We start from the raw sequence: 24,295 nt of genomic DNA, 5'->3' as shown, positions 1-24,295 counted from the left end.
ACGCAGGAGGCGTGCCAAGTCCATCGCCTATTGATTTCAACGACTTGCGCGTGCGTGGCAGTGTCCGGAGTGTCCGCGCGGACGCGTGCGTGTCCGCCGTACAGCCGCCTTCGCGTAGCTCCCGCTAGACTGTCCGCCTTCCCTCGTTAGGAGTGCCGCTGCATGTGCGGAATTGTGGGTGCGATCGCCGATCGCGACGTGGTGCCGGTGCTGATCGAAGGCCTCAAGCGCCTGGAATACCGCGGCTACGACTCCGCCGGCATTGCCGTCCTCGACGGCCCCGACGTCCGCCGCGTGCGCCGGACGGGGCGCGTGTCGGAGATGGAATCGGCCGCGCAGGCTGAGGGCTTCCACGCCCAGCTCGGCATCGGCCATACCCGCTGGGCCACGCACGGGGGCGTCACCGAAGCCAACGCGCACCCGCACATCTCCTTCGGCGAGCTGGCGGTGGTGCACAACGGCATCATCGAGAACCATGACGAGCAGCGCGAAGTCCTGCGCGCCAAGGGCTACGTGTTCGAGTCGCAGACCGACACCGAGGTCATCGCGCACCTGATCCACTTCCACCAGGCCCGCGGCGCCGACCTGTTGAGTGCCGTGCAGAAGGCCGTGCACGAACTCGTGGGTGCCTACGCCATCGCCGTGGTCAGCAAGCGCGACCCCGGCCGTCTCATCGCCGCGCGGATGGGCTGCCCGCTGCTGGTGGGCCTGGGCGAAGGCGAGAACTTCATCGCCAGCGACGTGTCCGCCATCCTGCAGGCCACGCGCCAGGTGATCTTCCTGGAGGAAGGCGACACCGCCGACATCACGCGCGACGCGGTCCGCGTGTTCGACGCCACCGGCGCCACCGTCGAGCGCGAAGTGCACGTGTCCGACGTCTCGCTCGCCTCGCTGGAGCTGGGCCCGTACCGCCACTTCATGCAGAAGGAAATCCACGAGCAGCCGCGCGCCATCGCCGACACCATCGAGGCGGTGATGGACGCCAACGCGTTCAACCCGCTGCTGTTCGGCGCGAATGCGGAAGACGTCCTGCGCGACGTGGAAGGCGTGCAGATCCTCGCCTGCGGCACCAGCTATTACGCCGGCCTCACCGCGCGTTACTGGATCGAAGCGATTTCCGGCCTGCCGTGTTCGGTCGAGATCGCCAGCGAATACCGCTACCGCAAGGCCGTCGCCAACCCGAAGCACCTCATCGTCACCATCTCGCAGTCGGGCGAAACGCTCGACACCATGGAAGCGCTGAAGTACGCCAAGTCGCTGGGCCACGACCGCACGCTGTCCATCTGCAACGTGCCCGAAAGCGCCATCCCGCGCGCCAGCAAGCTGGTGTACTACACGCGCGCCGGTGCGGAGATCGGCGTGGCGTCCACCAAGGCCTTCACCACGCAGCTGGTGGCGCTGTTCACGCTAGCCGCCACGCTGGCCAAGTTGAACGACCGCCTGAGCGTCGAACAGGAAGGCCAGTACCTGGACGCGCTGCGCTTCCTGCCCGGCAGCGTGCAGCACGCGCTGAACCTGGAACCGCAGATCACCGCGTGGGCCGAGCGCTTCGCGCCGAAGCAGCACGCGCTGTTCCTCGGCCGCGGCGTGCATTACCCCATCGCCCTGGAAGGCGCGCTCAAGCTCAAGGAAATCTCCTACATCCACGCCGAGGCCTACCCGGCGGGCGAACTCAAGCATGGCCCGCTCGCGCTGGTGGACGCCGCCATGCCGGTGGTGGTCATCGCGCCCAACGACACGCTGCTGGAGAAGGTGAAGTCCAACATGCAGGAAGTGCGCGCGCGCGGCGGCGAGCTGTTCGTCTTCACCGACGAAGACAGCCAATTCGGCCCGTCCGAAGGCGTGCACGTCATCCGCGCCCCGCGCCACGTCGGCGTGCTGTCGCCGGTGGTGCATGCGATTCCCGTGCAGCTGCTGGCGTACCACGCCGCACTGGCGCGCGGTACCGACGTGGACAAGCCGCGGAATCTGGCGAAGTCAGTGACGGTGGAGTAAGCGTCCACTCAACTTGCTTCGGATAACGGCCCTCCTGTGTGAGGGCCGTTTTGCTTTGGAGCGTCCGCAAGAGGGGAGCCACTCGGGTACCCTCATACCTTTCAGACGGTTCAATGTTGGCGGGGGGCGCATGCCAGAGTTGATCGACGCAATTAAGAGCACGCCGTATTACGCGATCGTGCTTTTCGTTGGTTCCTCCCGCCGTGGCTACTAGTCAGTAGCCTGCACCACCAGACGCCGGGCTAGTCCCGGCGTCTTCTGTCGGGAGCGATCGAGTCCTGATCCGCCCGACTCGGCACAGCGCGAAGGCCACAGCGCCAGCGGACACGACCCAGCGCACACTTCCGCCCCTGCGCCGCCTTACGACCATCGCCTATAGCCCGTTCGTCACTTGACGGCCCCCGAGCCCCCCACACACAGTCGGTGCGATTTTGTCTCGATCGCCTGCCCGTCCGCCGCCCCGGCGTCCGCGGGCCCACTCCGGGGGTAATACAACAGTGGATAGACGTTCCTTTCTCACCATGTCCGGCATTGGTGTCGCCGGGCTGATGCTGCCGTTCGGCCGCGCCATCGCCGCCGAAGAGCTGCTCACCACCCTCGACGTGGCCAAGAAGAAGCAGCTGGCCGACGCCGCGCTGCAGGCCGCCACGTCCGCCGGCGCCACCTATTCCGACGTCCGCATCGGCCGGTACCTGCGCCAGTTCGTCATCACGCGCGAGGACAAGGTCCAGAACGTGGTCAACACCGAGTCCACCGGCATCGGCGTGCGCGTGCTGGTCAACGGGGCCTGGGGCTTCGCCGCCACCAACTCGCTGAACACGCAGGGCGTGGTGAAGGCCGCGCAGCAGGCCGCCGCCATCGCCAAGGCCAACGCCAAGATGCAGACCACGCCCGTCCAGCTGGCCAAGGCGCCGGGCGTGGGCGAGGTGTCGTGGAAGACGCCCATCAAGAAGAACGCGATGGAAGTCCCGCTGAAGGACAAGGCCGACCTGCTGCTGGGCGTCAACGCCGCGGCCATCAATGCCGGCGCCAACTTCGTCAACTCCATGCTGTTCCTGGTGAACGAGCAGAAGTACTTCGCGTCCACCGACGGCAGCTACATCGACCAGGACGTGCACCGCATCTGGGCGCCGATGACGGTCACCGCCATCGACCAGGCCACCGGCAAGTTCCGCACGCGCGACGGCCTGTCCTCGCCGATGGGCCTGGGGTTCGAATACCTGGACGGCGCGCAGTCGGGCAAGGTCGTCTCGCCCAATGGGGTCGTGAACTACGGCCTGTCCTACGACATGAAGGAAGACGCCATCGCCGCGGCCAAGCAGGCCAAGGCCAAGCTCACCGCGCCGTCGGTCAAGCCGGGCAAGTACGACCTGGTGCTCGACCCGTCGCACACCTGGCTCACCATCCACGAGTCCGTCGGCCACCCGCTCGAACTCGACCGCGTGCTCGGCTACGAGGCCAACTACGCCGGCACCAGCTTCGCCACGCTGGACAAGCAGAAGGAGCGCTTCCAGTACGGCAGCGGCAACGTCAACATCTTCGCCGACAAGATCCAGCCGGGCAGCCTCGGCGCCGTGGGTTACGACGACGAAGGCGTGAAGACCAAGAAGTGGGACCTCATCAGCAACGGCAAGCTGGTGGACTACCAGACCATCCGCGACCAGGCCCACATCCTGGGCAAGACCGAATCCGACGGCTGCTGCTACGCCGACTCGTGGTCCAGCGTGCAGTTCCAGCGCATGGCCAACGTGTCGCTGGCGCCGGGCAAGAACAAGCTGTCGGTCGCCGACATGATCAAGGACGTCGAGAACGGCATCTACATCATCGGTGATGGCTCCTTCTCCATCGACCAGCAGCGCTACAACGCGCAGTTCGGCGGCCAGCTGTTCTACGAGATCAAGAACGGGCAGATCACCAAGCAGATCGAGGACGTGGCCTACCAGATCCGCACGCCGGAATTCTGGAACGCCTGCGTCGCCGTCTGCGACGAAAGCGACTACCGCCTCGGCGGTTCGTTCTTCGACGGCAAGGGCCAGCCGGGCCAGGTCTCGGCGGTCTCGCACGGTTCGAGCACGGCGCGCTTCAACGGCATCAACGTCATCAACACCGCCCGCAGCCTCGGCTGATCGCGCGCTGGAGAAACCAGAGAATGAGCATCTTCACCGAAGAACAGTCCAAGGCCATCCTGGACAAGGTCATCAAGCTGTCCAAGGCCGACCAGATCACCGCCACGCTGGCCGGTTCGGTCGACGGCAACATCCGTTTCGCGCTGAACAACATCTCCACCAGCGGCATCGTCGACAACACCGAACTCGCGGTGGAGGTCGCCTTCGGCAACCGCGTGGGCACGGCGACCATCAACGAGTTTGACGACGCCTCACTTGAACGCGTGGTGCGTCGCGCCGAAGACCTTGCGCGCCTGGCGCCGGAAAACCCGGAGTTCATGCCGGCCATCGAGAAGCAGACCTACAAGCCCAGCCCGACCTTCAGCGAATCCACGGCGGCCATCACGCCCGAATACCGCGCCAAGGTGGCGGCCGACTCCATCGGTCCGTGCAAGGGCGAGAAGCTGATCGCGGCGGGCTTCCTGGAAGACGGCCAGAACTTCGTGGCCATCGCCAACAGCAACGGCAACTTCGCCTACCAGCGCGGCGCGAACTTCAACTACACCTGCACCGTGCGCACCGAAGACGGCCGCGGTTCGGGCTGGGTCGGCCGCAACCTCAAGGACGCGTCCGACTTCAAGGCCGACGCCGACATCCGCACCGCCATGCGCAAGGCCACCGAATCGGCCGAAGCCAAGGCGCTGGAGCCGGGCAAGTACACCGTGATCCTGGAACCGGCCGCGGCCGCGGGCCTGATCTCGTTCATGATGAATTTCTTCGATGCGCGCCAGGCCGATGAAGGCCGCAGCTTCCTGTCGAAGAAGGGCGGCGGCAACAAGCTGGGCGAGCAGGTCTACGACCCGCGCGTCAATATTTCCGCCGATCCGTGGGATCCGCGCGCCCCGGTGCTTCCGTGGGACTCCGAGGGCCTGCCGCGCGAGAAGATGAACATCGTCGAGAACGGCAAGGTCGTCGCGCTCAACTACTCGCGCTACTGGGCGAAGAAGCAGGGCAAGCGCGCCGTGGGCGAGCCGGGCAACCTGCTGGTGGCCGGCGGCGACAAGTCCACCGCCGACCTCGTCCGCGGTACGCAGAAGGGCATCCTCGTCACGCGCACCTGGTACATCCGCATGGTCGATCCGCAGACCGTGCTGCTGACCGGCCTCACGCGCGACGGCACCTTCTACATCGAGAACGGCCAGATCAAGCACCCGGTGAAGAACTTCCGCTTCAACGAGTCGCCGGTGATCATGCTCAACAACATCGAGGAACTCGGCCGTCCGGTGCGCGTGGCCGGCGACGAATCCTCGTTCGTGATGATGATCCCGCCGATGAAGCTGCGCGATTTCACCTTCACCTCGCTGTCGGACGCGGTGTGACGGGGAAGTTCGATCGTGCAACGTCGTGATTTCCTCAGCTTCACCGGCCTGACGACCGCCGGCGCGCTGCTCCCGTTCGGGCGCAGCGTCGCCGCCGAGGCGCTCCTGGAACCGGTCGACAACGCGCGTCGTCGGCAGCTCGCCGACGCCGCGCTCAACACCGCACGCGCGGGCGGCGCGCAGTACTGCGACGTCCGCGTGGGCCGTTACCTGCGCCAGTCGGTCATCACGCGCGAGGCGCGCGTGGAAAACGTCGTCAACGGCGAATCCTCCGGCGTCGGCGTGCGCGTGCTCGCCGACGGCGCATGGGGTTTCGCCGCGACCAACGTGCAGACGCCCGATGCCGTGGCGCAGGCCACGCGCACCGCGCTGTCCATCGCCAAGGCCAACGCGCGCAACCAGACGCGCAAGGTCGAACTCGCGCCGACGCCGGGCCTGGGCGAAGTGCGCTGGGCCACGCCGATCCGCAAGAACGGCATGGAAGTGCCGATCAAGGACAAGGTCGACCTGCTGCTGTCGGTCAATGCCGCGGCGATGAAGGCCGGCGCGGACTTCTTCAACTCCACGCTGTTCCTGATCAACGAACAGAAATATTTCGCGTCCACCGACGGTAGCTACGTCGACCAGGACATCCACCGCATCTGGTTGCCGGTGACGGCCACCGCGGTGGACAAGGCGAGCGGCAAGTTCCGCACGCGCAACGGGTTGTCCGCGCCGATGGGCATGGGCTACGAATACCTCGATGGCGCGGCGGCGGGCAAGCGCGCGCTGCCGGGCGGCATCACCGCGTACGCCACCAGCTACGACGTGATGGAAGACGCCGTGCAGGCCGCGCGCGACGCACGCGCCAAGCTCAAGGCGCCGTCGGTGAAGCCGGGCAAGTACGATCTCGTCATCGACCCAACCAACCTGTTCCTCACCATCCACGAGAACGTCGGCCATCCGCTCGAACTCGACCGCGTGCTTGGTTATGAAGCCAACTACGCCGGCACCAGCTTCGCCACGCTCGACAAGCGCGACGAGGGCTATCGCTGGGGCAGCGAGATCGTCAACTTCGTCGCCGACAAGACCCGGCCGGGCAGCCTGGGCGCGGTCGGTTACGACGATGAAGGCGTGAAGACCAAACAGTGGGACCTGGTGCGCGACGGCATCCTCGTCGACTACCAGGCCACGCGCGATGAAGCGCACATCCTCGGCCACACGCAATCGCACGGCTGCAGTTATGCCGACTCATGGTCGAGCGTGCAGTTCCAGCGCATGGCGAACGTCTCGCTGATGCCGGGCAAGACGCCGCTCAGCGTCGCCGACATGGTCAAGGACGTCGAAAACGGTCTGTACGTGCACGGCCGCGGTTCGTACTCCATCGACCAGCAGCGCTACAACGCGCAGTTCGGCGGCCAGCTGTTCTACGAAATCAAGAACGGCAAGGTGACCGGACTCGTCGAAGACGCCGCGTACCAGATCCGCACGCCGGAGTTCTGGAACGCGTGCGTGGCGATCTGCGACGAGCGCGATTTCCGCCTCAACGGTTCGTTCTTCGACGGCAAGGGCCAGCCGAGCCAGGTGTCGGCCGTGTCGCACGGCGCGGCGACGGCACGATTCAACGGGGTCAACGTCATCAATACCGCGCGGTCGATATGAACCGCGCGCAGTTCCTCCGCCTGATGCTGGGAAGCGCGGCAGCCGCGATGCTGCCGCCTCTCGCTCACGCGGCGGCTGCGGACTACGACTTCTGGCTCACGCGCCTGAAATACGACTCCGGCGATTGGGACGTCGACCAGCGCATGCCGGCAAACCTCATCACGTCCCTGATCGACTACACCAACCTGCGCGTGGACCCGAAGGAACACGTGCTGGCGCTGGCCGATCCGAAGATGCTCACCGCGCCGTTCTGCTACCTCGCCGGCCACAAGCTGGTGGAGTTCAACCCGGCCGAACGTCGCAATTTCGAGCAGTACGTGCGCAACGGCGGATTCGTTTTCGTCGACGACTGCAACCACGACATCGACGGGCTGTTCGCCAAGTCGTTCGAGGAGCAGATGGCGAAGATCTTCGGTGCGCAGGCGCTGAAGAAGCTCCCGAACAACCATGCGCTGTACCGCAGCTTCTTCGAATTCAAGGACGGCCCGCCGGCGACCACGTTCGAACTCAACGGCTGGGGCGACGATCTGGTGCACGACTATTTGAAAGGCATCGAGATCGACGGCCGCCTCGGCGTGCTCTACAGCAACAAGGATTACGGTTGCGAGTGGGACTACGACTGGCGCAACAAGCGTTTCCTCGCCGAGGACAACACGAAGTTCGCGGTCAATATCGTGATGTACGCGCTTAACAGCTGACGGGCAGCGGGTCGTCGTCGCTGCGAAAGCGGGGCTCACGCCACCCTCCCGCCGCAAAGACACTGGATTCCCGCCTGCGCGGGAATGACGAGCAAAGAGAAGCCATGAACGACATCCTCACCGAAGCGCAACTCAAGTCCCAGCTCGAACGCCTCGGCACGCTGCGCAATGCGATCGCGCAGGCCATCGTCGGCCAGGAATCCGTGGTCGAACAACTTCTCATCGGTTTGCTCGCCGGCGGCCACTGCCTGCTGGAAGGCGTGCCGGGCCTGGGCAAGACGCTGCTGGTGCGCTCGCTCGGGCAGGCGCTGGAACTGCAGTTCCGCCGCGTGCAGTTCACGCCCGACCTGATGCCCAGCGACATCCTCGGCACCGAGCTGCTGGAAGAAGACCACGGCACCGGGCATCGTCATTTCCGCTTCCAGCCGGGCCCCATCTTCACCAACCTGCTGCTCGCCGACGAACTCAACCGCACGCCGCCCAAGACGCAGGCCGCGCTGCTGGAAGCGATGCAGGAGCGCACCGTCAGCTATGCCGGCGTGACGCATTCCCTGCCGGCGCCGTTCTTCGTGCTGGCGACGCAGAACCCGATCGAACAGGCCGGCACGTATCCGTTGCCCGAAGCGCAGCTCGACCGCTTCCTGCTGCACATCCGCGTGGATTACCCGACCGAGCGCGAGGAGCGCGACATCCTCGCGCAGACCACCGGCACGCACAGCGCGCACGTGCCCAGCGTGATGCACGGCGAGGAAGTGCTCGCGTTGCAGGCGCTGGTGCGCGAGGTGCATTTCGGCGACGACCTGCTTGCGTGGGTCACGCGACTGGTGCGCGCCACGCGTCCGGGCAGCGACGTGCCCGACGAAGTGAAGCAGTGGGTGAAGTGGGGCGCGGGTCCGCGTGCGGGCCAGTCGCTGGTGCTCGCCGCGAAGGCGCGCGCCCTGTTGCACGGGCGCCTGGCCGCAACGCGCGAGGACATCGCCGCGCTCGCCGCACCGGTCATGCGTCACCGCCTGCTGCTCTCGTTCGCCGCCGAAGCCGAGCAGAAGAGCGCCGACGACGTGATCGCCGCGCTGCTGCGCGCGGTGCCCTTCAACGGTTGATCGCGACGCGCCAGTGAACGCGCCCGGCACCCGCATCGCCGACTTCATCCCGCCCGCCGTGCGCGCGCGGTTGAAGGACCTGCGCCTGACCTCGCGACGCGCGGTCGGGCTGCAGGGGCTCGGGCTGCATCACAGCCGCAGTCGCGGCGCAGGCCTGGAGTTCGCGCAGTACCGCGCGTACGAACCCGGCGACGAGCTGCGCCAGATCGACTGGAAACTCTACGCGCGATCGGACCGCTTCTTCGTGCGCGAAGCCGAGCGCGAAAGCCCGCTTGCGGCGTGGCTGCTGATCGACGCGAGCGCGTCGATGGCGCAGGAGGACAAGGCGCGCCCCGGGTGGTCGCGTCTGGCCGCCGCGAAAGGCCTCGCCGCGTGCATCGCGGAACTCGCATTGCGACAGGGCGACCGCTTTGGTCTTGTCGCCCTGCGCGACGATGGCGTGCGCCTGCTCGCGCCCGGCGCGGGTTTGCGTCAGCGCGACCGCTTCCTGCTCGAACTCCATGGCCTGGAAGCGCGCGGCCAATGGCCATCGCCGGAAAAGCTGCGCCCGTTGTGGGAGCGCATCGGCGCCGGCGATCTCGTCGTGCTGCTGAGCGACGGCTTCGACGATGGCAGCATCGAGGTGATGACGCGCCTCGCGGCGGCGCGTCGCGAACTGCTCACCGTGCGCATCCTCACGGCGGAAGAGCGCGATTTCCCGTTCAGCGGCGGGCATCGCTTCCACGATCCGGAGACCGGCGAGGAGCTGCTCGGCGACGGTGCCGCGATGCGTGCGGAGTTCCTCGCGCGTTTCACGCAGGCGCGTCGTGAGCTGGACGCGCGGCTCGATGCGAGCGGCATCCGCCACGCCGAGTACGTGCTCGACCAGCCGCTCGACCTGCCGCTGCGCCGGCTGTTCGGCGCGCGCGACGCCGCGGAGTACGCGTGAGCCTCGCGTTCCTGATTCCCGCCGCGCTGGCCGCACTCGCGGCCCTGCTGATCCCGCTGGCGATCCACCTGGCGCGACGCAGCGAGCAGCGCCCCACGGAGTTCGCCGCGCTGCGCTGGTTGCGCCAGAAGCCGAAGCCGCGCCATCGCATCCGCTTCGACGAATGGCCGCTGCTCATCGTGCGCCTGTTGCTGGTGGCGCTGATGGCGCTGTTGCTCGCGCGCCCCGTGTTGCACGGCGGGCAGGCGCACACGCCGTACGTCGCCGTCGCGCCGGGCGTCGATCTTTCGAGGGCCCGTGCCACGCTCGCGTCGGAGCCGGCGCGCTGGCATTGGCTGGCGCCGGGGTTCCCTTCGGTGGATGCGTCGCCCGTCGCGTCGGACACATCGGTGTCGAGCTTGTTGCGCGAACTCGACGCGACCCTGCCCGACGACGTCGCGCTGACGGTGTTCGTGCCCGAACGCCTTGAGCATGCGGACGGCCGGCGCATCGTGCTCTCGCGCGAAGTCGACTGGCGCATCGTGCCCGGCGCGCTGCCGGCCGATGCCGCGCAGAAGGCGCCCGCGCCACCCGCGCTGGTCGTTCGTCATGCGGCCGATCGCGCCTCCGCCGCACGCTTCCTCCGCGCGGCCGCGCTCGCGTGGCGGACGGATCCCGCGGCGAAGGTGGATACCGCATCGAGCGAACAACCGTTGCCGACGAGTGCGAAACATCTCGCCTGGCTCGCACCGGGCAACGTGCCGACGCAGGTTCGCGAATGGACCCGCAATGGCGGCACGTTGTTGCTCGACACGGATGCGAAGCTGGCGGACGCGACCGCATGGGCGCCACTCTGGCGCGACGAAGCCGGTTCTGTGCTGATCGAGGCGGCGGCCTACGGGCGCGGCCGCGTGCTGCGTTTCACGCGTACGCTCGCGCCGCAGGCGATGCCTGAACTGCTCGATGCCACCTTCCCGCAGCATCTGCGCGCCGCGCTTGAGCCCCCGGCTGCGATGCCGTCGCGCGTCGCGACGGCAGAGCACGCACCGCTCACGGGTGGCGCGACGTATCCGATCGCGCCGCGCGATCTCCAGCCGTGGCTCGCGCTGCTGATCGCGCTCGTCTTCCTGCTGGAACGCTGGCTCGCGACGTCCTCGCGACGCGGGGCCGCGCCATGAACGCGACCACGCAGCTGCGCGAAAGCCTGCAACGCGCCCGCATGCGCGTCGCGCTGGACGTCATCGCGCGCACGGCGCCGTGGGCGCTTGCGGCCGCGGCGATCGCGTGGCGATGGCAGGGCGCAGGCCTCGCCATCGCGGTGCTCGCCATCGCGGCAGCGCTCGCGATCTCCTATGCCATCCATCGCGCACGCCAGCTCGATACGCGCTGGCTGGTGCAACGTCTGGATGCATCGCGCTCCGACATGGAGGACAGCAGCGACCTGCTGTTCGCGCCCGAGTCGTCGATGACGACGCTCGAGCGCCTGCAACGCAGCCGCTTGCAGGAACGCCTCGAGCGCGGCGCGACGCCGGATCTGCGGCCGCGCTGGTCCTCGCGGGCCATCGCACTGGCCGTCGTGATCGCGGCGGTGGTGATCGCAGGCGCGTTGCTTTGGCCGAACCGGCCGGCGCAGGCGTTCGACGATGTCGTCGCGCAACTCAGTGGCGAAGCCGCGAAGCCGACGCACACGCGCATCGTCGAGCAGAACCTGCGCGTCGCGCCGCCGGCGTACACGCGCCAGGCCGCGCGCGATGAACCCTCGCTCGACACCCGCGCGCCGCACGGCACGCGGCTCGCGTGGACCTTCCGTCTTGCGCCGCAACCGGCGGCGGCCGATCTCGTCTTCCACGATGGCCGCCGCGTCGCGCTGCGTCGCGACGGCGACCTCTGGCACGGCGAGCACGTGCTGACGCGCGCCGCGCTGTATCGCCTGGAACTGAAGGACGCGCCGCCACTGCGCGATGCCAAGCCGCATCGGCTCGACGTCGTCGCCGATCGCCCGCCGCAGGTGCGCGTGATCGAGCCCGATCGCAGCCTGAGCCTTGCCACCGCGAACCAGAAGGCGTGGACGCTGGCGTTCGAAGCCAGCGACGATTACGGCATCGCCGGCACCGCGAAGCTGCGCGTGACGCTCGCGCAGGGCAGCGGCGAGAACATCACGTTCCGCGAGCAGACGATGACGCTGCGCGGGACAGGCAGCGCGACGACGAAACGTTTCGCGCAATCCCTCGACCTTCGCGCGCTCGGCTTCGCCGTCGGCGACGACCTGATCGCGCAACTCGAAGTGGAAGACAACCGCACGCCCTCGCCGCAGAACGCGCGCAGCGCGAGCCTGATCCTGCGCTGGCCCTCGGACCTCGGCACGGAGACCAGCGACATGGAAGGCATGGTCCGCAAGGTCATGCCGGCGTACTTCCGCAGCCAGCGCCAGATCATCATCGACGCCGAAGCGCTGCTGAAGGAGAAGCGACGCCTCGACGCCGCCGAATACCTGCGCCGCAGCGATGCGATCGGCGTCGACCAGCGCATTCTGCGACTGCGCTACGGCCAGTTCCTTGGCGAAGAAGCCGAAGGCGAACCCAAGCCGCCGCCGACGTCGGACGACGTGTCCGCGGTGACCGAATCGGCGACGGAAGCCGACGCACACGACCACGCGAGCGAGCCGGCCACCGACGACCACGCACATGAAACGGCCACGACGCCGTCGACGTTCGGACAGGAAGGCGCGGTGCTGGAGGAATACGGCCACACGCACGATCACGCCGAAGCGGCGACGCTGCTCGATCCGGAAACGCGCGCGACGCTCAAGCTCGCGCTGGATGCGATGTGGCAGTCCGAAGGCCACCTGCGCCAGGGCCATCCGGACCTCGCGCTGCCCTACGCGTACACGGCGCTCAAGCACATCAAGCGGGTGCAGCAGGCCGGCCGCATTTACCTCGCGCGCGTGGGCCCGGAGCTTCCGCCCATCGACGAGTCGCGCCGCATGACCGGCGATCGCGCCGGCATCGCGCGCCGCGGGGACGGCCTGGTCGCGGCGACGGCGCCCGATCCCGCGCTGACGCAGCTGTGGCAGACGTTGGACGATGCGCGGTCGAACGGCGCCGACGGGATCGACTTCAGCGCGCTCGATCGCTGGCTGCGGGCTAACGAATCGCGCGTGGCCGATCCGCTGTCGCTCATCGCGGCCATCGATGCCTTGCGCGCGGAGCCGGCGTGCGAAGCGTGCCGTCGCGAGCTGCGTGCGCAGTTGTGGCCGCTGCTGTCGCGCCCGCCCGCTGCCGTGCCGCGTCGAGACGACGGCGATGCGGCGGGCCGACGCTACCTCGACGCCTTGCGCCAGGGGAACGCGCGATGACGCCTTGGTTCACGCCGACGACGACCGCATGGGTGCTCGCGCTTGCGGTTGCGATCGCGATCGTTCGGCTGATCGTCCGACATCTGCGCGCGGAACCGTCGCCGCGATCGCACGGCGCGCGCATGGCCGCCTTGCTCATCGCGCAACCCGTCTGCGCCGCGCTGCTGTACTTCGCGCTGTGGCCGCCGTCGGTGCCCGGACGCGCGGGCACGCTGGTCGTCGCCACGGCGGGCGCGCAGCGTACGCAGGTCGGGGCCGGCGATACGCTCATCGCGCTGCCTGAAGCGCCGGTGTGGTCGGGCGTCGAGCGCGCGCCGGACCTTGCGACCGCGTTGCGCCGGCATCCGGGTACGCAGCGCGTGCGCGTGATCGGAGAAGGCCTCGATGCACGCGATCGCGATGCGGCATCGAACGTCGCGATCGAGTTCGCCGCGCAGCCGCTGCCGCGCGGCCTGCTCGAGCTGCACGTGGCCGAGCGGATCGCCGTTGGCGATGAATTCAACGTCGCGGGCCGCGCCGGCGGGCTGGACGGTGGCGCCGTCGAACTGCTCGATCCCGCGCGTCGCCGCATCGATCGCGTGGCGCTTTCCCGGGACGGTCGATTCGCGCTTTCCGCCACGGCGCGCGGCGAGGGCAGCGCGGTGTTCCGCATCCGTCTGCTCGATTCGCGTCAGCGCGTGGTCGAGGAGATCGACGTGCCGGTGCAGGTCGAAGCACAGGCGCCGCCGCGCGTGCTGGTGATCGCCGGCGCGCCCAATCCGGAAGTGAAATACCTGCGCCGCTGGCTGGAAGACGCCGGGTTACCGTCGCAGGCGCAGATGACCGTTGGCGGCGGCGTGCAGCTTGGCGATGCGCCGGTCGCGATCGACGCTGCCACGCTCGCACGCCACGACGTCGCGATCATCGACGACCGTGCGTGGTCCTCACTCGGCGAAGCGCAGCGCAATGCGCTCGATGCCGCGGTGCGCGACGGCCTCGGCCTGCTCGTGCGCGTGACCGGCGCGCCGTCGGCCAACGAACGTGCCCGCCTGCGCGCGCTGGGTTTCGCGATCGACGGCGGCCGGGATTCGACGGCAACGAAGCTGGCGCAGCCGGCGCGCGACGACGCAGCCGAGCGCGCGCGCCTGGGACCCGGCACGCAGGACGCGCCGCGCTCGCACGAGGAACCGCCTGCACCGCTGCCCGAACTCACGCGTCGCGACGCGAAGCTCGCCGCGCCCGACGGCGTGCCGCTGCTGCGCGATGCCGACGGTGCGACGCTCGCGATGTGGCGCGCACACGGCCGCGGTCGCGTGGGCGTGTGGCTGCTCACCGACAGCTTCCGTCTGGTGCTGGGCGGTCGCGGCGATCGGCACGCGCAACTGTGGAGCGACGCGGTCGCGACGCTGGCGCGTGCGCGCCCGCACGCCGCGTTCGACATCGACGCGAACGCGTGGGAAGGCCAGCGCATGGCGTTGTGCGGCGTGGCCGACGGCGCGTCCATCATCGCGCCCAATGGCGTCGCGCATCCGGTCCTGCGCGATCCGGCGGCGAGCAACTGCGCGGCGTTCTGGCCGCGTTCGGCGGGCTGGCACCGGTTGCGTTCGGGCGATCGCGAACAGGCATTCTTCGTGCGTGCGCACGATGCGACGCCGGCCTTGCGCGCGCAGGCGACGCGCGACGCGACGTCGCGTTTTGCCGCCGCTTCGACTGGACATGCGGCGGATGAGGCGGCAGCGCAGGCCCCCGACGTTCCGGGTGCGCGCTGGCCGTGGTGGTTCGGCTGGCTGCTGGCGAGCGCCGCGTTGTGGTGGTTCGAACGCTCCCGCGCGGGGCGTCGCGTCAGCGCAACGTGATCGAACGCGACGGCCGCGTATCGGCCTGCAGCGAATCGCGCAGCAGTTTCAGCGACGCCGTGCGACGGCCCGGCGTTTCGGACGCGACGCAGTCGGACGGCACGAAGAGCTTGAAGCCGTGCATGTCGGCATCGGTGGCGGTGGCGAACACGCACACGTCGAGCGCGACGCCGGTGAGGATGAGCGTCTTCGCGCCGAGCTTGCCCAGCAGCATGCGCAGCGGCGTGTCGCGGAAACCGCTGCGTTCGGGCTTCAGGACGAAGAAGTCGTCGTCGTCCGGATGCAGCAGTTTCACCAGCGGCGCGCCGAGCGAATCCTCAGCGGCGCAACGCGCGACGACCTGCTTGAAGTCCGAACGCCACTGCCCGTAATTGTCGTTGACGTAGATCGTCGGCACGCCGCGCGGCTTCAACCGCTGCTTCAAGCGCGCGATGTTGCGCGCGGCGGGTAGTGCCGTGCTCAACAGTTTGTCGCCATCGGGGAAATCGAGGGCATTGATCATGTCGACGATGAGGAGAGCGTGGCCTTTCACGTCGCGCGCGCGTGGGAACGGAAGGCTAGGATCGCGACGCGGTCGTGATCGCCGCGTCGCGGGATGAACCCTTCCCATGCGGGGAAGGGTTCATGCGGAGCACTCAGTTCACGGGCGCATAGCGCAGCGTGAGGAACCACTCCCGTCCAGCCTGGTTGTAGAACGCGACGGTTTCGTAATCGCGGTCGAACACGTTCGCCACGCGGGCCTGCAGCGTCAGCGACGAGGTGATCGCGTACTCGGCGCGCAGGTCGAGCGTGCCGTATCCGCCGAGGCGTCGCGTGTTGGCGACGTCGTCGAAACGCGAGCCTTCGCCCACCGCCGTGGCGCCGACGCGGAACTTGCCGAACGCGCGGTCCACGTCGATGCGCGCGCTGTTCTTCGCGCGACGCGCTAGGTCGTTGCCTTCGTAGAAGCCGCTGCGGTTCTCGGTATCCAGATAACTGATGGCGCCGTTTATGGTCCACTCGGCCACGGTCGTGTCCACGCCGAGCTCCGCACCGCGCATGCGCGCGCGCTCGACATTGTTCGGCAGGCTGATGGCGGCGTCGAACGCGATCAGGTCGTCGACGTCGGTGTCGAAGGTGTCCAGGCGCACGTTGAAGGTATCGCCGCGCCAGGCGACGCCGAGTTCCCAGGTTTCGGAGTCTTCCGGGCGCAGGTCGGCGTTGCCGAAGAACGGGTAGTACAGCTCGTTGAACGTCGGCGCCTTGAACGCGCTGCCGTAGCCGGCGGTGATGCGCCAGTTCTGCGCGAATTCGATGCCCCATGCCGCGCTGCCGGTGGTGTGTCCGCCGAACTGCGCGTTGTCGTCGCGACGCACGCTGGCCTCCAGCGACTGCGCGCCCATGCGGCCCTGGTACTGCACGAAGGCCGCCTTGTTGTTGCGCGAGAGCTCGTCGTACGGCGTGGTGCTGCTCACGCTGTCGTCCAGCCAGTCCAGGCCGACGCTGAGCAGGTGCTTCTCGGCCAGGCCAAAATCGCCCTGCAAGGTCGCGCTGTCGCGGTAGGTGCTGAAGTAGTCGAGGTAGGTGTCGCCGAGGTAGTTGTCCGACGCATCGATGTTGCGGCCCGCGGTGAGGTGCAGGTCGACGCGGTCGTTCGGGTGCCAGCGCAGCTTGCCGCCGACGACCTGCTGCACGGTCTTCGCGCGATCGGTGAAGTCGCCGTCGAATTCGTTGTCGCCTTCGTTGCGCAGGCCGTGGCCTTCCAGGCTCCACTGTTCGTTGAACTGAATGCCGCCGCGCACCGACAGCGAGTCGCGCGTGTAGCCGTCGCGATCGGGCTGCGAATCGGTGGCGATGAAGCAGCCGGCGCCGTCGAAGGTCACCGGGTCGAAATAGCCGCGGCACGCGTTGATGCCCTGCGTGTGGCTGTGCGAGTAGTCCGCGCCGAACCACGTGCGACCGCTGCGGCCGCCGAAGCCGGTGGCGAATTCGTTGAGCCCGTTGGACCCGCCGCCGACGGTGACGCGCGGCGCGAAGCCTTCGCGGTCGCGGCGCGTGAACACCTGGATGACACCGCCGATGGCGTCGGCGCCGTAGAGGCTCGAACGCGGGCCGCGCACGATTTCCACGCGATCGATCAGGTCCACCGGCAGGTCCTGGAGCGAGGCGAGCCCCGAGGTCGCCGACCCGATGCGGATGCCGTCGACGAGCACGAGCACGTGGTCGGACTCCGCGCCGCGCAGGAAGAGCGTGGTGAGCTTGCCGGCGCCGCCCTGGTTGGACAGCGAAATGCCGGCGCGGCCGCGCAGCAGGTCGGGCAGCGAACGCGCCTGGCTGCGGCGGATCTGTTCGGCGTCGATCACTTCCACCGGCGCGAGCGCGTCGTTGACGGTGACGGCGGTGCGGTTGGCGGTGACGACGACTTCGTCCAGGTCGGTGGCCTGCGGCGCGGCATGCGCGAGGCTGGGCAGGGCGAGCGCGCAGGCGAAGGCGAGCGCATGGACGTGGACGGTGCTGCGGAAGGACATCGGGGTTCTCCGGCGCGGGATCGCGCCAACGGCAAAGGGAACGGTTGCCGGGAGAATCGAGGCTGCACACGTGGCGCGGGGCGCCGACGTCGCCGCCGCGACGCCCTCCGCATCGCAACCAGGGGTGGTCCGTCCTGTCGCCAGGCGGTCCATGCTGCGGGGCCGGTCTCCGGACTTGCGAACGAGGACGGGTGTCCTCCGGCTGCGGCGCCTTCCCGTGCGTGCGCACAGTGGCGGTGTGCCGAGCCCGGATCCGGGTGGATCCACGTTCGCTTACCGTTGCGGGGGCAGTGCCGGAATGGCCGCGTGCGGCGTCACCGGCTTCCCGTTTCAACCCGTGGGCGCAACGCCGCCGGGTCACCTCGAAGCGGGGCGAAGTCTACGGCATTTTCGGGTTGTGCTTGATTGGGACTTCTGGAAGCTCGCGTGCGCTGTCGCCCCTCTCCCAACGGAGGGGTTGGGGTGAGGGGCAACGGAGCGAGCGCGGCAAACGACTGCTGCGGTGCTGCAGGTTGCGCTTCCGTGGCGAATCCCGGCATTCGCCGGGGAAGGAGCTTGAAGGCCGGCGCGTTGCGCTCAGTCCCGATCCGCTGGCTCGTCGAACAGCGTCGGCACCGGCATCGTGTCTTCCTCGCGCGCCATCTGCGTGGTGGTGACGGGCGCGGCGGCCGGCTTGTAGCGCGGCGGCGGAAGCAGTGCGGTGGCGGCGTCGGCGGCGAGGATCAACTCGCTGCGGCGCTCGTCGGAGATTTCCTGCCAGTGGCAGTCCTGCAGCGCGCCCTCGATGGCGTACAGCAGGTTCAACGTCGGCTTGAAGCCCGCGCGCTTGACGCGCATGAACGCTTCCACCGTGCCCGCCGCGGCCAAGTCCTCGCGCGTGCGCAGCCCGACCTGGCGCAGCCAGGCGGCGGACTTGGGGCCGATGTTGCGCAGTTTGTCGGCCTGCTTCGGGTCGAGCTTGTCCGTCATTCCAGTGACTCCACGAATGCCCGCGCGATCGCCTCCAGGCCGTGCTGGTCTTCAACGTCGAAACGATCCTGAACCGGACTGTCGAGGTCGAACACGCCGATCAGTTCGCCCTTCGACGAGACCAGCGGGACGACCAGTTCGGAGTTGGACGCCGAGTCGCAGGCGATGTGGCCGGGGAAGGCATGCACGTCGGCGATGCGCTGGGTCTGGCGCGAGGACGCCGCGGCGCCGCACACGCCCTTGTCCAGCGGGATGCGCACGCAGGCCGGCAGGCCCTGGAACGGGCCGACGACCAGTTCGGTGCCGTCGAAGAAATAGAATCCCGCCCAGTTGAGCTGCGGCAGCGCGTGGTAGACCAGCGCCGACAGGTTGGCGGCGTTGGCGATGCGATCGCGCTCGCCGTGCACCAGCGCCCGTGCCTGCGCAAGCAGCTGTTCGTACTGTTCCGGCTTGCTGCCGCTTAGACTTTCGCTGGTGAACATGATCGCCTCGTTCCTGCCGTCGCATAGTGCCTCAGATGCCAGTGTAGATGGGGCCGTCCGCCATCGCCGCAACCGCCGGCGCCAGCCCGGGGCATCGCGATGAATCGCGGCTGGTTCGTCACCGGCACCGACACCGGCATCGGCAAATCGCTCGCCAGCGCGACGCTGCTGCACGCGTTGCGTGCGCGCGGGCTGCGTGCGGTGGGCATGAAGCCGCTCGCGAGCGGTTGCGAGTCCACGCCGGAGGGCTGGCGCAACGAGGACGCGCTCGCGCTGCAGGCGGCGAGCGATCCGCGACCGGCTTACGACGAGGTCAATCCGCTCGCGCTGCCCAATCCGCTGGCACCGGAACTGGCGGCCGCCGACGCCGGCATTCGCGTTACCCTTGCGCCCATCGTGTCCGCGTTCCAGCGCCTGCATGCCCAGGCCGACGCGGTGGTGGTGGAAGGCGTGGGCGGCTGGGCCGCGCCGCTGTCGTCGGACCTCGATCAGGCCGACCTCGTGCGCGCGCTGGACCTGCCGGTGGTGATGGTCGTGGGCCTGCGGCTGGGCTGCATCAACCACGCGCGCCTGACCGCACGTGCGATAGAACACGACGGGCTGCACCTGGCGGGCTGGATCGCCAACGACATCGACCCGGCGATGGCCCGCGCCGACGACAACTTCGAGCTGCTCAGGCAGCGGCTCCCGGTGGCGTGCTGGGGACGGCTTCCGTTCCGCGAGAAGCCCGATCCCGCACAACTGCGGTCTTTGCTGCAAACGGCCTGATCGTCGATAGGCGTGACCAATGGGAGATGGGCCGCTCCCGGCGAATGCTAGACTGAGCGGTATAGGAATTCGAACCCATCCGGGCTTCTACGCTCGTAATGAAGGAACTGGAGTCTTCCCCCATGGTCAAGAACCCGCGCACGGTGGCGATCGCCGCCGCGTTGGCCCTCGCACTGTCCGCCTGCGTCGGCAAGGATCAAGCCCAGCCCGGTGGCGGCATGCCGCCGCCGGAAGTCGGCGTGGTCAAGGTGCAGCCGGGCGACGTGCCGTTGCAGAAGGATCTGGTGGGCCGCCTGGCCGCGTTCCGCAGCGCCGACGTGCGCGCCCGCGTGCCGGGCGTGCTCCAGCGCCGCGTGTACGAGGAAGGCAGCGACGTGAAGGCCGGCCAGGTGCTGTTCCTGATCGATCCCGCACCCCTGCAGGCCGAAGTGGGCCAGGCGCAGGCGTCGCTCGCCTCCGCGCAGGCCAACTACGCCAACTCGAAGGCCGCCGCCGACCGCGCGCGTCGCCTCGCGCCGGACAAGTTCGTCTCGCAGTCCGACCTGGACAACGCGCTCGCCGCCGAGCGCAGCGCCGGTGCGTCGGTGAAGCAGGCCGAGGCCGCGCTCGCCAACGCCCGCATCAACCTGGGCTACGCGACGGTCACCGCGCCGATCAGCGGCCGCGCGAACCAGCAGCAGGTCACCGAAGGCGCGCTCGTCGGCCAGGGCACGGCGACGCTGCTCACCACCGTCGACCAGATCGACCAGCTGTACGTGAACTTCTCCCTCAGCGTCAGCGAGCTGGAGCAGGTGCGCCGCGCGCAGTCGATCGCCGGCGACGCGAAGGTGCAGGTGATCCTGCCCGACGGCACGCCGTACGAGCATCCGGGCAAGCTGGACTTCTCCGGCGACGTGGTCGATCCGACCACCGGCGCGATCGCGCTGCGCGCGCTGATCCCGAATCCGGAGAAGAACCTGCTGCCGGGCACCTTCGTGACTCTGCAGGCGACGCTCGGCATCCAGCCGAACTCCTACCTCGTCCCGCAGGCGGGCCTGCAGCGCGATGCCAAGAGCGCTTTCGTGCTGGTCGTCGGCAGCGACGGCAAGGTCGCGCGCAAGGACGTCCGCGCCGATCGCCAGCAGGGCGGCAACTGGGTCGTGACGCAGGGCCTGTCGCCCAACGACCAGGTGATCGTCTCGGGCGTGCAGCGCGCGCAGCCGGGTTCGCCGGCGACGGCCAAGCCGGCCGATGCGGCGGCAAAGCCGGGCGCGGCCGCCGCGCCGGGCGCCGCCGCGCAGGGACAGGCCGGCCAGAAGCCGGCCGACAAGGCCGCCGGTCAGGAACCGGCCAAGAAGGACTAACCCCCCGCCATGTCCAGATTCTTCATCAACCACCCGGTCTTCGCCTGGGTCATCGCGATCCTGATCTCGCTTTGCGGCGTGCTCGCGATCCTGAACCTCGGCGTTGAGTCGTATCCCTCCATCGCGCCGCCGCAGGTGACGGTGTCCGCGTCCTATCCCGGCGCGAGCGCCGAGACGGCCGAAGGCGCGGTCACGCAGGTGATCGAGCAGCAGCTGACGGGCATCGACAACCTCGTCTACTTCTCCTCGTCGTCCAGCTCCAGCGGCGGCTCGAACATCACGCTGACCTTCGCACCGGGCACCGATCCGGACATCGCGCAGGTGCAGGTGCAGAACAAGGTCGCACTCGCCACGCCGCGCCTGCCGACCGAAGTGACGCAGCAGGGCGTGGTCGTGGCGAAGGCGAACGCCGGCTTCCTGAAGGTCGTCGCGCTGCGCTCGGACGACGAGTCGATGGACCGCGACGCGCTCAGCGACATCATCGCCTCGCGCGTGCTCGACCAGATCGCGCGCGTGCCGGGCGTGGGCAGCACGCAGCTGTTCGGCAGCGAATATGCGATGAACATCTGGCTGAATCCCGATCGCCTGCGCGGCTTCGGGTTGTCGGCCACGCAGGTGCTGCAGGCGGTGCGCTCGCAGAACGTGCAGTTCGCCGCAGGCAAGATCGGTGCCGACCCGGCGCCGGTGGAGCAGGGCTTCACCGCGACGGTGTCCGCCGAAGGCCGCTTCAGCACGCCCGAGCAGTTCGGCAACATCATCCTGCGCACCAATACCGACGGTACGTCGGTGCGCTTGCGCGACGTGGCGCGCGTTGGCCTGGGTGCGACGTCCTACGGCTTCGACAGCCGCTGGGACGGCAAGCCCGCGGCCGGTTTCGCGATCCAGCTGGCGCCTGGCGCCAACGCGCTGGGCGTGGCCGAGGCCGTCACCCAGCGCATGAACGAGCTGCAGGCCACGTTCCCGAAGGGCGTGACCTGGTTCTCGCCGTACGACAGCTCGACCTTCGTCGCCGTCTCGATCAAGGAAGTGATCAAGACGCTGTTCGAAGCGATCGTGCTCGTGTTCCTGGTGATGCTGATCTTCCTGCAGAACCTGCGCGCGACGCTGATCCCGACGCTGGTCATCCCGATCGCGCTGCTCGGCACGTTCCTGGGGATGTACTTCATCGGCTTCACGATCAACCAGCTCAGCCTGTTCGGCATGGTGCTGGCGATCGGCATCGTGGTGGACGACGCGATCGTGGTGATCGAGAACGTCGAACGCATCATGACCGAGGAAGGCCTGTCGCCGAAGGCCGCCACGCGCAAGTCGATGTCCCAGATCAGCGGCGCGGTGGTGGCGATCACCGTCGTGCTGGCGGCGGTGTTCATTCCGTCGGCGTTCCAGGGCGGTTCGGCCGGTGAGATCTACAAGCAGTTCGCCATCACCATCGCCATGGCGATGTTCTTCTCGGCGTTCCTCGCGCTGGGCTTCACGCCCGCACTGTGCGCGACGCTGCTCAAGCCCACCGCCGACCACCACCGCGACAACATCGTCTTCCGCACGTTCAACAAGTACTACGACAAGGTCGCCAGGACCTACGTCGGCCACATCGGCAGCGCGATCAGCCATGCGCCGCGCTGGATGATGGTGTTCGGCGTGCTCGTGGTGCTCGCGGGCTTCCTGTTCACGCGCATGCCGGGCAGCTTCCTCCCCGAGGAAGACCAGGGCTACGCCATCGCGCTCATCAACCTGCCGGCCGGCGCGACGATCAACCGCACCAACGCCGTGCTGGACCAGGTCCGCGAGACGATGGCGAAGGACGAGGCGTTCGACGGCATCTTCACCGTCGCCGGCTTCAGCTTCGTCGGCCAGGGCGAGAACGTGGGCATCGCGTTCATCCGCCTCAAGCCGTGGGACGACCGCGACGTCACGGCTTCGGAGTTCATCCAGAAGGCGAACATGGCGCTGTTCGGCATCCGCGATGCGCAGATCTTCGTGATCAACCTGCCGACGGTGTCGGGCCTGGGCCAGTTCGGCGGCTTCGACATGTACCTGCAGGATCGCAGCGGCCAGGGCCGCGCCGCCCTGACCGAAGCGCGCAACACGCTGCTCGGCAAGGCCGCGCAGGACAAGGCGCTGACCGGCGTGCGTCCGAACGAACTGGAAGCCGCGCCGCAGTTGCGACTGGACGTGGACCGCGTGCAGGCGCAGTCGATGGGCCTGTCGGTGGGCGACATCTACAGCGCGATCCAGCTGATGCTGGCGCCGGTGTACGTCAACGACTTCGTCGACGAAGGCCGCGTGAAGCGCGTGACCATGCAGGCCGACGCGCCGTACCGCACGGGCCCGGAATCGCTCGCGCGCTTCTACACGCCCAGCCCGCTCACGCAGGCCGCCCCGGGCGAAGCGGCGTCGATGGTGCCGCTGTCGAACATCGTGCGCAGCCACTGGATCACCGCGTCGCCGTCGCTCACGCGTTACAACGGCTACGCCGCGGTGGAAATCGTCGGTTCGCAGGCACCGGGGCACAGCTCGGGCGAGGCGATGACCGCGATGCAGAACATCGTCGAGAACGACCTGCCGCAGGGCTTCGGTTACGACTGGACGGGCCAGTCGTACCAGGAAATCCTGTCGGGCAACCAGGCGCCCGCGCTGCTCGCGCTGTCGATCCTCGTCGTCTTCCTGTGCCTTGCGGCGCTGTACGAAAGCTGGTCGGTGCCGGTCGCGGTGCTGCTGGTCGTGCCGCTGGGCGCGCTGGGTGCGGTGCTGTTCTCGCTGCTGCGCGGCCTGCCTAACGACATCTACTTCAAGATCGGCCTGATCACCGTGATTGGCCTGGCGGCCAAGAACGCGATCCTGATCGTGGAGTTCGCCATCGAGCAGCGCCAGCACGGCAAGACGCTGCGCGAGGCGACGATCGAAGCGGCGCACCTGCGTTTCCGCCCGATCCTGATGACGTCGTTCGCCTTCATCATGGGCGTGTTCCCGCTGGCGATTTCGAGCGGCGCAGGCGCGAACTCGCGTCACGCGATCGGCACCGGCGTGATCGGCGGCATGATCTTCGCCACGTTCCTCGGCCTGCTGCTGATCCCGGTGTTCTATGTCGCGGTGCGTCGCCTGCTCGGCGACAAGATGGACGAGAAGCCGGTAATCGAGCACGACGACGAAGAGCCGACGCCGCGTCCTGCGACGTAACGGTCTTCGCAGCAACACGAAAAAGCCCGCCGAT

Annotated in this window: 17 protein-coding genes and 1 riboswitch; of the genes, 13 read left to right on the top strand and 4 right to left on the bottom strand. The window is 68.4% G+C overall.

What is annotated here, in order from left to right; genetic code table 11:
* Nucleotides 1-162: 162 nt before the first annotated feature.
* From glmS to LA521A_RS17170, 10 genes are all read left to right on the top strand, one after another.
* Complete coding sequence (gene glmS / locus LA521A_RS17215; protein ID WP_281780066.1) at nucleotides 163-1,995, top strand: glutamine--fructose-6-phosphate transaminase (isomerizing); 1,833 nt, start codon at nucleotides 163-165, stop codon at nucleotides 1,993-1,995.
* A gap of 497 nt (nucleotides 1,996-2,492) precedes the next feature.
* Entirely contained in the window at nucleotides 2,493-4,121 is a 1,629-nt protein-coding gene (locus LA521A_RS17210) for a TldD/PmbA family protein (protein WP_281780065.1), read from the top strand.
* 23 nt (nucleotides 4,122-4,144) lie between these two features.
* Entirely contained in the window at nucleotides 4,145-5,479 is a 1,335-nt protein-coding gene (locus tag LA521A_RS17205; protein WP_281780064.1) for a TldD/PmbA family protein, read from the top strand.
* A 15-nt stretch (nucleotides 5,480-5,494) separates the two neighbouring features.
* The gene (locus LA521A_RS17200) at nucleotides 5,495-7,120 is read left to right on the top strand and encodes a TldD/PmbA family protein (protein ID WP_281780063.1); all 1,626 of its coding nucleotides are present in this window, start codon (nucleotides 5,495-5,497) and stop codon (nucleotides 7,118-7,120) included.
* Nucleotides 7,117-7,818, top strand: a complete 702-nt coding sequence (locus LA521A_RS17195; RefSeq protein WP_281780062.1) for a DUF4159 domain-containing protein — start codon at nucleotides 7,117-7,119, stop codon at nucleotides 7,816-7,818. Before LA521A_RS17200 ends, LA521A_RS17195 begins: the two co-directional genes overlap by 4 nt.
* Before the next feature lie 104 nt (nucleotides 7,819-7,922).
* Nucleotides 7,923-8,918, top strand: coding sequence for an AAA family ATPase (locus tag LA521A_RS17190; protein ID WP_281780061.1), 996 nt, complete (start codon nucleotides 7,923-7,925; stop codon nucleotides 8,916-8,918).
* Between the two features lie 13 nt (nucleotides 8,919-8,931).
* The gene (locus LA521A_RS17185) at nucleotides 8,932-9,846 is read left to right on the top strand and encodes a DUF58 domain-containing protein (RefSeq protein WP_281780060.1); all 915 of its coding nucleotides are present in this window, start codon (nucleotides 8,932-8,934) and stop codon (nucleotides 9,844-9,846) included.
* The gene (locus tag LA521A_RS17180; protein WP_281780059.1) at nucleotides 9,843-11,003 is read left to right on the top strand and encodes an N-terminal double-transmembrane domain-containing protein; all 1,161 of its coding nucleotides are present in this window, start codon (nucleotides 9,843-9,845) and stop codon (nucleotides 11,001-11,003) included. Before LA521A_RS17185 ends, LA521A_RS17180 begins: the two co-directional genes overlap by 4 nt.
* Nucleotides 11,000-13,180, top strand: a complete 2,181-nt coding sequence (locus LA521A_RS17175; RefSeq protein WP_281780058.1) for a hypothetical protein — start codon at nucleotides 11,000-11,002, stop codon at nucleotides 13,178-13,180. The genes LA521A_RS17180 and LA521A_RS17175 overlap by 4 nt, the downstream gene beginning before the upstream one ends.
* A gap of 122 nt (nucleotides 13,181-13,302) precedes the next feature.
* Nucleotides 13,303-15,015 carry a carboxypeptidase regulatory-like domain-containing protein gene (locus LA521A_RS17170; RefSeq protein ID WP_281780057.1) on the top strand — a complete coding sequence of 571 codons (1,713 nt, stop codon included), beginning with the start codon at nucleotides 13,303-13,305 and terminating at the stop codon, nucleotides 15,013-15,015.
* Here the strand turns inward: LA521A_RS17170 and LA521A_RS17165 are convergent.
* From LA521A_RS17165 to LA521A_RS17150, 4 genes are all read right to left on the bottom strand, one after another.
* The gene (locus LA521A_RS17165) at nucleotides 15,002-15,547 is read right to left on the bottom strand and encodes a cysteine hydrolase family protein (protein WP_281780056.1); all 546 of its coding nucleotides are present in this window, start codon (nucleotides 15,545-15,547) and stop codon (nucleotides 15,002-15,004) included. The two genes, LA521A_RS17170 and LA521A_RS17165, sit on opposite strands and share 14 nt — an antisense overlap.
* A 103-nt stretch (nucleotides 15,548-15,650) precedes the next feature.
* Nucleotides 15,651-17,522, bottom strand: coding sequence for a TonB-dependent vitamin B12 receptor (gene btuB, locus LA521A_RS17160; RefSeq protein ID WP_281780055.1), 1,872 nt, complete (start codon nucleotides 17,520-17,522; stop codon nucleotides 15,651-15,653).
* Between the two features lie 143 nt (nucleotides 17,523-17,665).
* Nucleotides 17,666-17,902, bottom strand: a riboswitch (cobalamin riboswitch).
* A gap of 196 nt (nucleotides 17,903-18,098) precedes the next feature.
* Nucleotides 18,099-18,491, bottom strand: coding sequence for a TfoX/Sxy family protein (locus LA521A_RS17155; protein ID WP_281780054.1), 393 nt, complete (start codon nucleotides 18,489-18,491; stop codon nucleotides 18,099-18,101).
* On the bottom strand, nucleotides 18,488-18,973 hold the full coding sequence (locus tag LA521A_RS17150) for a free L-methionine (R)-S-oxide reductase MsrC (protein WP_281780053.1): 486 nt from the start codon (nucleotides 18,971-18,973) through the stop codon (nucleotides 18,488-18,490). Before LA521A_RS17150 ends, LA521A_RS17155 begins: the two co-directional genes overlap by 4 nt.
* A 99-nt stretch (nucleotides 18,974-19,072) precedes the next feature.
* Here LA521A_RS17150 and bioD point away from each other — a divergent pair, with 99 nt between their 5' ends.
* The 3 genes from bioD (at nucleotide 19,073) to LA521A_RS17135 (ending at nucleotide 24,261) form a co-directional block, all read left to right on the top strand.
* Nucleotides 19,073-19,741: a dethiobiotin synthase gene (bioD, locus tag LA521A_RS17145; RefSeq protein WP_281780052.1), complete on the top strand. Its 669-nt coding sequence runs from the start codon at nucleotides 19,073-19,075 to the stop codon at nucleotides 19,739-19,741.
* Nucleotides 19,742-19,863: 122 nt separating this feature from the next.
* Nucleotides 19,864-21,084, top strand: coding sequence for an efflux RND transporter periplasmic adaptor subunit (locus LA521A_RS17140; protein WP_281780051.1), 1,221 nt, complete (start codon nucleotides 19,864-19,866; stop codon nucleotides 21,082-21,084).
* Between the two features lie 9 nt (nucleotides 21,085-21,093).
* The gene (locus LA521A_RS17135; protein WP_281780050.1) at nucleotides 21,094-24,261 is read left to right on the top strand and encodes a multidrug efflux RND transporter permease subunit; all 3,168 of its coding nucleotides are present in this window, start codon (nucleotides 21,094-21,096) and stop codon (nucleotides 24,259-24,261) included.
* Nucleotides 24,262-24,295: the final 34 nt, after the last annotated feature.

Source organism: Lysobacter auxotrophicus (genome assembly GCF_027924565.1).
Classification (GTDB): domain Bacteria; phylum Pseudomonadota; class Gammaproteobacteria; order Xanthomonadales; family Xanthomonadaceae; genus Lysobacter_J; species Lysobacter_J auxotrophicus.
The sequence above is the reverse complement of the archived record's forward strand: the minus strand, read 5'-3'. Positions and strand labels throughout refer to the sequence as shown.

Bases quoted from the DNA above. Each gene is read 5' to 3' on its own strand.
- LA521A_RS17135 (WP_281780050.1), top strand. From the start codon at position 21,094: ATGTCCAGATTCTTCATCAACCACCCGGTCTTCGCCTGGGTCATCGCG.
- LA521A_RS17150 (WP_281780053.1), bottom strand. From the start codon at position 18,973: ATGTTCACCAGCGAAAGTCTAAGCGGCAGCAAGCCGGAACAGTACGAA.
- bioD (WP_281780052.1), top strand. From the start codon at position 19,073: ATGAATCGCGGCTGGTTCGTCACCGGCACCGACACCGGCATCGGCAAA.
- LA521A_RS17195 (WP_281780062.1), top strand. From the start codon at position 7,117: ATGAACCGCGCGCAGTTCCTCCGCCTGATGCTGGGAAGCGCGGCAGCC.
- LA521A_RS17175 (WP_281780058.1), top strand. From the start codon at position 11,000: ATGAACGCGACCACGCAGCTGCGCGAAAGCCTGCAACGCGCCCGCATG.
- LA521A_RS17155 (WP_281780054.1), bottom strand. From the start codon at position 18,491: ATGACGGACAAGCTCGACCCGAAGCAGGCCGACAAACTGCGCAACATC.
- glmS (WP_281780066.1), top strand. From the start codon at position 163: ATGTGCGGAATTGTGGGTGCGATCGCCGATCGCGACGTGGTGCCGGTG.
- btuB (WP_281780055.1), bottom strand. From the start codon at position 17,522: ATGTCCTTCCGCAGCACCGTCCACGTCCATGCGCTCGCCTTCGCCTGC.
- LA521A_RS17190 (WP_281780061.1), top strand. From the start codon at position 7,923: ATGAACGACATCCTCACCGAAGCGCAACTCAAGTCCCAGCTCGAACGC.
- LA521A_RS17205 (WP_281780064.1), top strand. From the start codon at position 4,145: ATGAGCATCTTCACCGAAGAACAGTCCAAGGCCATCCTGGACAAGGTC.
- LA521A_RS17140 (WP_281780051.1), top strand. From the start codon at position 19,864: ATGGTCAAGAACCCGCGCACGGTGGCGATCGCCGCCGCGTTGGCCCTC.
- LA521A_RS17170 (WP_281780057.1), top strand. From the start codon at position 13,303: ATGGCCGCCTTGCTCATCGCGCAACCCGTCTGCGCCGCGCTGCTGTAC.